The following is a 5,378-nucleotide window of genomic DNA, read 5'->3' as shown; positions in this document are numbered from 1 at the left end:
TGTGATGCACCGAGAGCGGGGGCCGATCCTCGTCGAGACAGACATTCAAGGGATCATCGGCCGCATGCGCAGCACTGGCCGCGAGGATCGCGGCGAGGCTCCAGGCGGCGAGCCAGCGCCTCATGGCTTCCTCCGGCTCGAGATGAAGACCCAGAGATCACCGATCTCGTCGTCGCTGAGGATATCGCCCCAGGGCGGCATCTTGTTGTTCTTGCCGTTCTTCACGGTGGTGATGAAGCGCGTCTTGTCGTCGGGAAAGGCGCGCAGGTCCGGCGTGATGGTGCCGGAGTTCATCATGTTGGGACCGTGGCAGTGCGAGCACTTTGAAGCATAGGTCGACTTGCCAAGGTCGATCTGTGCCTGCACGGGATTGCCGGTTGCGTCTTCCGCGGCACAAACGGTCGCCGCAAGCGCGACCGTCAGCACCGCGACGGTGGCGATGGTCGCCACCGTCTTGTGAGCTACGTCCTTCAGCATCGTGCCGTGGTTACTGCTTGACTGCAAAGACCCACAGCGAGCCGCCGGGCGGCACCTTGGCAAGCCGCTCGTCGCCGGAGAACAGCGAGTACACGCCGCCATAGCCGCTGGTGACGGCAACGTACTGGACGCCGTCCTGCTGCCACGTCACCGGCTGCCCCTCGATGCCGGAGCCGGTCTGGAACTGCCAGAGCTTCTTGCCGGTGTCGGCGTCGAAGGCCTCGAACTCGCCGGTCAGCGCGCCCGAGAACACGACGCCGCCCGCGGTCGACAGCACGCCCGAGAAGCGCGGGATGTCGCTCGGCGCTTCCCACTTGGCCTTGCCGGTCATGGGATCGATCGCCTTCAGATGACCGCGCGGGCCGTCACCCCATTCCCAGAGATCGGTGAGGTCCATGCCGAGATACCATTCGCCCTGCTTGAAGGTGACGGGCTCGGTCTTGTACCTGCCGCCGAAGGCGAGCGTGTTGGCGTAGGCAAGGCCGGTCTGCGGATTGAACGACATCGGCTCCCAGTTCTTGCCGCCGAGGATCGACGGATAGACCGTGACCTTCTTGCCCTCGCGCGCGTCCTTCGAAACGTCGGTCTCGATGGGGCGGCCCGTCTTCATGTCGATGCCGGTTGCCCAATTCACCTTCACGTAAGGATTGGCCGCGAGCAGCTTTCCGTTGGTGCGATCGAGCACGTAGAAGAAGCCGTTGCGGTTGGCATCCATCAGCACCTTGGTAGGCTTGCCCTCGACATTCATGTCGGCGAGGACCATCTCGGCCACGCTGTCATAGTCGAACGGATTGTTCGGCGAGAACTGGTAGTGCCACTTGATCTTGCCGGTCTTGGGATCCATCGCCAGCACGGAGCAGGTGTAGAGGTTGTCGCCGGGGCGCACCGCCGAGTTGAACGGGCCGGGATTGCCGATGCCCCAATAGACCGTGTTCAGCTCGGGATCGTAGGAGCCGGTGATCCAGGTCGAGCCGCCGCCGAGCTTCCACGTGTCGCCCTTCCAGGTGTCGCCACCGGGCTCGTCGGGCGAGGGGATCGAATGGGTGCGCCACAGATGCTTGCCCGTCGCCGGATCCCAGCCGTCGATGAAGCCGCGGGTGCCGAACTCGGCGCCGGAGATGCCGGTGATGACGACGCCGTCGGCGACCAGCGGGGCCACCGTCATCGAATAGCCTTCCTTGATGTCGGCCGCCTTCTGCCGCCACAGCTCCTTGCCGTCCTTGGCGTCGAGCGCGATCACGTTGGCGTCGAGGGTGGTGCGGAACACCTTGCCGTCGTAGAGCGCGGCGCCGCGGTTGATGATGCCGCAGCAGACGATGCGCGGCGTCTCGGCGGGATACTCTATCTTGCTCTTCCAGATCTGCTTGCCGGTCTTGGCATCGACCGCCATGGTCGCGTTGTGCGAGGTCACGTAGATCACGCCCTGGTACACCAGCGGCTGCGATTCCTCGCTGCGATCGTCGTTGAAGGAGTAGTTCCAGACCGGGACGAGGTTCTTGACCGTGTCCTTGTTGATCTGCTTCAGGGTCGAGAAGCGCTGGAGATTGTAGCCCATCCCGTAGTTGAGAACGTTCGATGTATCGGTCGCACCCTTGACCAATTGCTCGGTGGTCTGGGCGTCTGCATACGTTGATGCAAGCATGACGAGGCTCGCGGCCATCGCAAAGCGTTTCATCCGTTCCTCCCAATATGCGCGCCTTTTGACGCTGCGACAGCAACACTCCGCCGGAATGCAAAACGCGTCAATACGAAAGTCGTAATCGAGACGCCGATATGTTAGACGGCAGGTGCCGGTCACCTGACGGAAACCTTACAGGCGCCTCTCACTTGTGCGCAGGCGCTGGAAAAATTCCGTGGCATGAAGCGGTGCCGAGCGCAGGCCGCCGGGTTAGGGCAGTCTGGTTCCGCGAGTTGTGCGGCGCGCAGGTTGCAATTCCGGACTTGAACCGGGGCTTGCTTGTGGACTTATGTCGTTTCGATCCCGCTCGAATCGGGGCTCTTGGTCAGGGAGGTTTTGATGATTTCGCGTCGCTCTGTTGCGCTTGCGCTCACGATTGCACTGCTGTCCGGTCCGGCGTGGTCGGCCTCCGGCAACGCGATCAAGATGTTCGATACCGACAATGACGGCACGCTCGATCTTGCCGAGGTGAAGAAGGCGGCCGCTGCATTGTTCGCCAAGCTCGATCCCGATCGCGACGGCACGCTGGATGCCCGCGAGCTGCGCGGACGATTGACGGCCAAGGAACTCGCAGCAGCCGATCCCGATCATGATGGGACTCTCACGCTCGACGAATATCTGTCGGTGGTGGAGCAGCGCTTCAACGCCGCCAATCCGGACAAGGACGGGACGCTGGATGCGAAGGAATTGAACTCGCGCGCCGGCCGCGCGCTGCTGCGCCTGTTGCGCTGAGAGCGGCAGTGCTTGACTGGGAGCGAAGGTGATTTGCCCGAGAGGGAAATTCGCGGGCTAAATGCGACAGTTCGCTGTATCTGCCGTTCAATTCCAGGCTTGCGCTGCTCCTGACGCAGCCCTAGGTTTTGCCCCGCGCGATGTCGCGCTCAATACCTTGGGAGACCCCGGATGGCTTGGAAAGCTCCGAAGATCGTGGAAGTGCCGGTCGGCATGGAAATCAACATGTACGCCTGCGCTGCGCGCAAGTAAGACTGACGAACCTGCCACGGCTTCGATGGCACACGCCGTCGAAGCCGTGGTAGTGTCGGCGATGCGCATTGGAGCCCTCACAATCTGGACGGCGGTTACGTGTGGTGTCGTGCTCGCACCGGCATGTGCCAGCGCCGAGGAGGGCTTCGATACCGAGCACATCTTCGGCTTCATGATCGGCACCGATGTCGGCAATCCCGGCGAGCGCGAATTCCAGACCCAGACCACGGGGCGGTTCGGCAAAGGCGGCGGCACCTATCGCGCCCTCGCGCAGGAGGTCGAGATCGAGGTGGTGCCGTTGCCGAACTTCCGCGTCGAGGTCGGTGGTACCGCAAGCCTGCACGACATCACCGGCGTCCCCGATATCGACGATCGCCGTCAGTTCAATTTCCAGGGCGCCTCGCTCGACCTGCGCTATCGCCTGCTCGACCGCGAGCACGCGCCGTTTGGCCTCACCGTCGCCGCCGAGCTCCACGGCGACCGCATCGACGAGACCAGCGGCGCCAAGGGGCGGATGTACGGCACCGACTTCACGCTCGCCTTCGACCGCGAACTGATCCCGAACTTCGCCATCGGCGCGCTCAACCTGATCTATCAGCCGGAATGGGCGCGCTTCGAGGTGGCGGGACTGTCCGAGAAAAGCTCCACGATCGGCGCGGCCTTCGCCGGCCTCGTGCGGGTGAGGCCCAACATGCTGCTCGGCGGCGAGCTGCGCTACTTCCGGCAGTACGAGGGCATCGGTCTCGGCGAGTTTTCGGGCCAGGCCCTGTTCGTCGGCCCGACCGCCTATTTCCAGCTCTCGGAGCGATCGCGGTTGACACTAAGCTGGAGCATGCAGGCCTGGGGCCGTCCGGCCGGATCGGGCGCCAATCTCGACCTCGTCAATTTCGAGCGCCATCAGGCGCGGCTGGTGTTCGGGGTGAATTTCTAAGGTGGGTTGAAAGTGCTTGGCCTCGTGGTTCGAGACGCCCGCTTTGGCGGACTCCTCACCATGAGGGTCTAAGATTTCGGCTCGCAACAAGACCTCATCCTGAGGAGCCCGCCAAAGCGGGCGTCTCGAAGGATGGCCACACGGAAACCAGCCCATCCATCCCTCACGCCGGATTGAAACTTCCCTCTCCTTGAAACGTAACCTTTCGTGCTAAATTCCATCGTCCTGCGAGAGGATTCCGGCATGAACCCGATCGACCTGGTGGTGACTGTGTGTGCGGTGCTCGCGCCTGCGACCTGCGAGGAACAGCATCTGGTGTTCAACTATGCGGGGTCGCCGCGGCAATGCGCGATGGCCGCGCCACCCTATATCGCGCAATGGGTCGGCGAGCATCCGAAGTGGCAGGCGGTGCGGTGGCGCTGCGAATATCCGCACGCGAACGACAAGGCGTAACGCGGCCGTCCTATTTCGTGCAGTCCTTCAGGTCCTTGTCGGCGATCGAGAACACAGCATCCGCCTTGATCTCGATACCGAGGACGAAGCACTGGCGCGCATTGGGAAAGGTGACCTTGGCGTCATAGCGGCCAGGCTCGATGCCGGTGATGCGCAGCCGCTCGTCGTGATCGACCTCCTTGTCCTTGTCGTTCAAGGTCTGGTTCGGGCCGAACTCGGGCTTGCCAACCGGCGATAGCTGGAAGCCGGTGATGGTCTCCGTGGTCAGATTCCAGAGCCGGATGCCCTTGCCCTTGCTTTGTGCGGCGGCTTCGCCGGCAAGCGCCAGCAACGTGATCAACACCAGACCCCAACGCATCAAATCGTCCTCCCAAAGATCGTCCACCCAAGGCGACGCCATTATTGTCTGATCAGGCGCTCGCGGTTCTTTGCCTTGTCGAAATTCCGGGCGCGGTCAAGGCCGATCGGCGCGATCAGCTTCGCTGAGGTAAGATCAGCGCCATCGAAATCGGTATCGGTGACGGTGGCTCCGGTCAGGTCGGCGCCGCCGAGCTGAGCATTTTTGAGCGACGCACCGGCCAGGTCGGCTCCCTTGAGGGAGGCAAATTCAAGATCGACGCGTGACAAATCGGCGTTGCGCGCGTTCAGCCGCTCCAGGTTGGCGGATCTCAGCACCGCGCGCATCAGCCCCATCGACTGGTTGCGCATATCGGCGCCAAGATGCGCGTCCGCGATCGAGGCGCCGACCAGGCTTGCGCCGGTGAGGTCGGCAGCGATGCGCGCTCCCGACAGGTTCGCGCCGTCGAGGCGCGCGCGGGCCATTTGCGACGCGAACAGATTGGCGCCCTTCAGGCT

General features: G+C 63.2%; 8 protein-coding genes and 1 pseudogene. 4 read left to right on the top strand and 5 right to left on the bottom strand.

The window, feature by feature from the left end; all coding sequences use genetic code 11:
- From AC1D00_RS24820 to AC1D00_RS24810, 3 genes and pseudogenes are all read right to left on the bottom strand, one after another.
- Positions 1-124: pseudogene (locus AC1D00_RS24820) on the bottom strand (ABC transporter substrate-binding protein); the annotation flags it as partial.
- The gene (locus AC1D00_RS24815) at positions 121-477 is read right to left on the bottom strand and encodes a c-type cytochrome (protein WP_477012463.1); all 357 of its coding nucleotides are present in this window, start codon (positions 475-477) and stop codon (positions 121-123) included. The gene AC1D00_RS24815 and the pseudogene AC1D00_RS24820, both read right to left, overlap by 4 nt.
- Before the next feature lie 10 nt (positions 478-487).
- Entirely contained in the window at positions 488-2,152 is a 1,665-nt protein-coding gene (locus tag AC1D00_RS24810) for a methanol/ethanol family PQQ-dependent dehydrogenase (protein ID WP_135176695.1), read from the bottom strand.
- A gap of 342 nt (positions 2,153-2,494) precedes the next feature.
- Between AC1D00_RS24810 and AC1D00_RS24805 the strand changes: the two genes are divergently transcribed.
- The 4 genes from AC1D00_RS24805 to AC1D00_RS24790 all read left to right on the top strand — a co-directional run bounded on the left by AC1D00_RS24805 (position 2,495) and on the right by AC1D00_RS24790 (position 4,523).
- Positions 2,495-2,887, top strand: coding sequence for an EF-hand domain-containing protein (locus AC1D00_RS24805; RefSeq protein ID WP_135176694.1), 393 nt, complete (start codon positions 2,495-2,497; stop codon positions 2,885-2,887).
- A 171-nt stretch (positions 2,888-3,058) separates the two neighbouring features.
- Positions 3,059-3,139: a pyrroloquinoline quinone precursor peptide PqqA gene (gene pqqA, locus AC1D00_RS24800; RefSeq protein ID WP_012029362.1), complete on the top strand. Its 81-nt coding sequence runs from the start codon at positions 3,059-3,061 to the stop codon at positions 3,137-3,139.
- Positions 3,140-3,164: 25 nt separating this feature from the next.
- Positions 3,165-4,070, top strand: a complete 906-nt coding sequence (locus AC1D00_RS24795; protein WP_135176693.1) for a hypothetical protein — start codon at positions 3,165-3,167, stop codon at positions 4,068-4,070.
- Positions 4,071-4,313: 243 nt separating this feature from the next.
- Entirely contained in the window at positions 4,314-4,523 is a 210-nt protein-coding gene (locus tag AC1D00_RS24790) for a hypothetical protein (RefSeq protein ID WP_404558205.1), read from the top strand.
- A gap of 10 nt (positions 4,524-4,533) precedes the next feature.
- Here the strand turns inward: AC1D00_RS24790 and AC1D00_RS24785 are convergent, their stop codons facing one another.
- Both AC1D00_RS24785 and AC1D00_RS24780 read right to left on the bottom strand, forming a co-directional pair.
- Entirely contained in the window at positions 4,534-4,881 is a 348-nt protein-coding gene (locus AC1D00_RS24785; RefSeq protein WP_135176691.1) for a hypothetical protein, read from the bottom strand.
- A 41-nt stretch (positions 4,882-4,922) separates the two neighbouring features.
- Positions 4,923-5,375 (bottom strand): pentapeptide repeat-containing protein, encoded by a 453-nt coding sequence (locus AC1D00_RS24780; RefSeq protein ID WP_477012464.1) that lies wholly within the window; start codon positions 5,373-5,375, stop codon positions 4,923-4,925.
- Positions 5,376-5,378 lie beyond the last annotated feature (3 nt).

This window comes from Bradyrhizobium sp. P2_E8 (assembly GCF_056403875.1).
The sequence above is the reverse complement of the archived record's forward strand: the minus strand, read 5'-3'. Positions and strand labels throughout refer to the sequence as shown.

Bases quoted from the DNA above. Each gene is read 5' to 3' on its own strand.
- AC1D00_RS24805 (WP_135176694.1), top strand. From the start codon at position 2,495: ATGATTTCGCGTCGCTCTGTTGCGCTTGCGCTCACGATTGCACTGCTG.
- AC1D00_RS24815 (WP_477012463.1), bottom strand. From the start codon at position 477: ATGCTGAAGGACGTAGCTCACAAGACGGTGGCGACCATCGCCACCGTC.
- AC1D00_RS24790 (WP_404558205.1), top strand. From the start codon at position 4,314: ATGAACCCGATCGACCTGGTGGTGACTGTGTGTGCGGTGCTCGCGCCT.
- AC1D00_RS24795 (WP_135176693.1), top strand. From the start codon at position 3,165: ATGGCACACGCCGTCGAAGCCGTGGTAGTGTCGGCGATGCGCATTGGA.
- pqqA (WP_012029362.1), top strand. From the start codon at position 3,059: ATGGCTTGGAAAGCTCCGAAGATCGTGGAAGTGCCGGTCGGCATGGAA.
- AC1D00_RS24810 (WP_135176695.1), bottom strand. From the start codon at position 2,152: ATGAAACGCTTTGCGATGGCCGCGAGCCTCGTCATGCTTGCATCAACG.
- AC1D00_RS24785 (WP_135176691.1), bottom strand. From the start codon at position 4,881: ATGCGTTGGGGTCTGGTGTTGATCACGTTGCTGGCGCTTGCCGGCGAA.